This is a genomic window from Skermanella sp. (genome assembly GCF_059503625.1).
Genome location: NZ_JCACHA010000219.1, coordinates 1 through 3,278, shown reverse-complemented (window position 1 = coordinate 3,278; position 3,278 = coordinate 1). Strand labels below are relative to the sequence as shown.

At 55.9% G+C, this 3,278-nt stretch carries 4 protein-coding genes and 2 pseudogenes; 3 read left to right on the top strand and 3 right to left on the bottom strand.

From position 1 onward, the window contains the following. Positions 1-187: hypothetical protein (locus AC5JJ6_RS05430; protein ID WP_496041063.1), on the top strand; the 187-nt coding region annotated here is incomplete at its 5' end. 232 nt (positions 188-419) lie between these two features. Here AC5JJ6_RS05430 and AC5JJ6_RS05425 read toward each other — a convergent pair. Together AC5JJ6_RS05425 and AC5JJ6_RS05420 are read right to left on the bottom strand one after the other, a co-directional pair. Beyond that, positions 420-848: a transposase gene (locus AC5JJ6_RS05425; protein ID WP_496041064.1), complete on the bottom strand. Its 429-nt coding sequence runs from the start codon at positions 846-848 to the stop codon at positions 420-422. Positions 849-905: 57 nt separating this feature from the next. Further along, positions 906-1,112 carry a hypothetical protein gene (locus tag AC5JJ6_RS05420; RefSeq protein WP_496041062.1) on the bottom strand — a complete coding sequence of 69 codons (207 nt, stop codon included), beginning with the start codon at positions 1,110-1,112 and terminating at the stop codon, positions 906-908. 342 nt (positions 1,113-1,454) lie between these two features. Here AC5JJ6_RS05420 and AC5JJ6_RS05415 point away from each other — a divergent pair. Further along, positions 1,455-1,544, top strand: a pseudogene (locus AC5JJ6_RS05415) (zinc-ribbon domain-containing protein); the annotation flags it as partial. 597 nt (positions 1,545-2,141) lie between these two features. Beyond that, positions 2,142-2,900, top strand: a complete 759-nt coding sequence (locus AC5JJ6_RS05410) for a hypothetical protein (RefSeq protein WP_496041065.1) — start codon at positions 2,142-2,144, stop codon at positions 2,898-2,900. A 145-nt stretch (positions 2,901-3,045) separates the two neighbouring features. On the opposite strand, the pseudogene AC5JJ6_RS05405 reads toward AC5JJ6_RS05410, so the two are convergent. Continuing rightward, positions 3,046-3,278 (bottom strand): annotated as a pseudogene (locus AC5JJ6_RS05405) (IS630 family transposase); the annotation flags it as partial.

Sequence of the window (3,278 nt, the reverse complement as noted above, 5' to 3'; positions counted from 1 at the left end):
CTCATGCTGCGAAGGCTATGCCGAAGAACAATATGATCCCGGACGGACACTAAAGCGGAGCAAGTCCAGAGAGCTCTTCTGCTCGCTATCCTTGCAGGCATCATCGACTCAATCGCCCAGCCAGACCGTCACCCAGCTACAGCACCAGCAACTGAACAAGTTATTCAAGGCCGACTATTTACCCTAAGAAAATTTTAGTATTGACAAAATTGCGAGATTGGCAGAGGTCTGTTAAGCCCTTTGTGTGCCCACTTAGAAAGAGCTCTAAAGGCGATCGCTCTTGGGTTGGCACGTTTTTGCACGGACAGTAAGTGTACACAAAAGAGCATTCTGCGCCTTAGGAGCTGTACGCAAATAGATCTTTTACTGCGGCTGGGTTTGCGCGACGAGCGGGCGTGAGATGATGGAAATCATTGCGATTAAGATGTGCGCGGCGAAGAGGCCGTGCACACGATCGTACACGATGTTAAGCCGGCGGTAGCGGCTGAGTCAAGCGAACAGCTGTTCGACGACCCACCTGATCCCGCTCGGCAGGAAGCGCCCGTCCCGCGTGCCGCGGGGCGAGACCGAGACGTGGATGTCGTGCCCGAGCGCCGCCGCGGCGAAGGGCGCGCCCTGAAGCCGCTGTCGCCCAGCAGATCCCCGTGGAAGCCGAGCGCGGCGAGCCGCGGCAGCGTCGGCAGGATGCCCGCGCGGTCGTCCGTGTTGGCAGGATGCAGCTCGAGGTCGAGCAGCGATCCATGCTTGTTGCAAACAACGCAGAGCTTGATGCCCTTGACCAGTTTGCCGCCATCGATGCTGCGTACCCAGGTGGTTGGGGCTAACCGCAGGGAGCGGCTGTCGGCCACCACCGACGAGGGCAGCACCTCGTCGCCGCAGGCCAGCCGCCAATCGAGCGCGAGACGTTAGCCCAGCCGTCGCCACAGGCTCAAGCGGGTCCAGCGCGCGAAGCTGCTGTGCAGGGTGGTGAAGGGAACCCCTGAGAGCCAACCGGCGATGCGCCACCGCAGGCCGCGGAGCGTCAGGGTCCAGATCAGCCCAATCAGCCGCCGTCGCAGCGTGAGGTCCGGCTTGCGGCTGCGGCGGTGCACACCGATCCGCTCGCGGTCCATAGCCTACAACTCAGCCTCGACCGCGAAGACAAACACTTCGATGTCGGCCAGAGCGTTCCAGCCGTCGCCACGACTGGGTCGGGGAACACGGCAAGCCGAAGGCGGAGGTAGGTCGACACGGCTGCGTAAACTGGTGCAAGACATCGGCGCAACATGGTGAGGCTCACCCAGCGCACTGCCCTACGTATCGAAGCCGACCCGAAAGACCCGGCTTATTTCGCGTTCAGACTCTTACTAGACGTAATCGACGGCAGGTGTCAAACTCTGGAAAGTTTGTCGACAAATGCTTTTTTTATTTTGCTGGCTCGTAAACTTAGGCACAAATAGGTGGCGGTAGAGACGATGAACACTGTTTGCCCTAAATGCCAGACTTTTTACGATGTCCCCGATTCGCTAGCAATCGTTGGAAGAAAGTTGCGCTGCTTCAAATGCAACCAAGAGTGGTTATTAGCCGGCCGCCTTCCACCTCCGACGATTGGGCCGCGGAAGAACACAAATGTCGCGTCCCCTGGCTTATCGGTATGCCACCCGCCATCAAAAGATTCAGCGTTAAGCTTGCTGCAATCGACCGAACTTGCCGCAGTGAAGTCAGCTGCACAGGTCACGTCACTCATGTTCTTTAGAAAGCCTTGGGCGCTCGTGTCGGCATTTATTTTGGTGTCCGTAAGTAGCTTTGTCGTTGTATCTCCACCAAAAGTTGATTTTGACTTACTGGCATCGCTAGGTATATTTGATCGGAACGCTGCGTCTTTAGATAGTCTCAGTAAAAATCAGTTACGGTGGAGGCCAGACCCAGCCTCCAATCACACGATGGATGTGTCGGCTGCTACACCTTCAGACGCTCAGCTTGCAGCTATCGAACCACGGAGGTCCTTTGACGGAGTGCCGTTGCATCCACCGCACCAAGATGCCCCAATGGCCTTACCGGAAGATTTGCCAGCGCGACGGACCATAGCGCCGTCACCTCTCATTTCCGAGAGTTTGAGGTCGTCATATGCGGAGCCAACAAACACTACGCCGGCTTCAATATTGGAGACCGAACGGCGAAATTTAAATGCAATGATAGAACATTTTCCTACTTTACCCGAATCCCTATCTTTATCATTGCCGCCTGCTTTATTGCAGGCTTCTAGCACCGAAACATCAGGCGAAACAAACCATGTGGCGGCTGCAGCGCCACCTGCTGCGGATACGACAGGTTCCGATTTCTTTGGTGAAGCGGCAGCCAGAACAGGATCAGGCACTATTTCCACAACCGCAGACGTCTCAAATCCTACAATTGCGACGTTTGTTGATGAACCAGCAGAGACTTCTCAGGTGCCGTCACCACTTGCTGTGGCACCAATATCGCAGGATCCCCTAGATCCCATCCTTGCGCCACAGTCGACCGCCTGGATCGAGATTTTAGGTAATTTTTCATTATCTGCCCCGGGGGTTAGTTTACCTGGTGGTGCTAGTTTCGCAACTCCAAGGCAGGAGACGCAAACCATAGAAGCATCCAGACGACCTGAAATACTAGCGACCCTATTACGGCGTGGCCAAACGATGTTTGCACTTCGCGACATTTCGAGCGCTCGGTTGTTGTTCCGTCGTGCAGCAGACAGCGGCAGTATAGTTGCCATTACTGCTTTGGGCAAAACCTACGATCCAAGCGTTCTCTCTAGCATCGGCGCCGGCAATCTACAAGCTGATCGTAGTATAGCAGCCGAATTATACGGCAAAGCAATTCAACTTGGCGAGTATGAGGCAAAGCAATTGCTTGCTGACCTACAACAAGATGGTAGATAATCATGCGCATTTAGGCCTGCCAACAATGCTTTTTAATCCGCACAAACTAGAGCGCGTTGTGAAGCCCAGGCATAAACTTTGAGTTTGTAGAGTTTTGCTTGCTGGCTCGCTGGCAAGAAATCTTGCTTCTTAGAGCGTTTTCCCATCAGTCTGCATCGTAGCCGGCGGGGGCGAAGTAGCTGGCGCACTCGGTTGGCGTGAGGTATCGATGATGCGGCCGATGGCAGCCCATAGACCGTCGAGGCTGCGCTCAGCTGCCGAGCGGAGCGCGGCCTTTAGCTTGGCGAAAGCCTGCTCAATCGGGTTGAAGTCGGGGCTGCAGGGCTGGCAGATGGCGCCGCAGCAGCTGTTCACCTGGCGGCGCGAGGCGCGGGTGGC

Excerpts from the sequence above, each read along its gene's own strand:
- AC5JJ6_RS05420 (WP_496041062.1), bottom strand. The coding sequence starts at position 1,112 with ATGGACCGCGAGCGGATCGGTGTGCACCGCCGCAGCCGCAAGCCGGAC.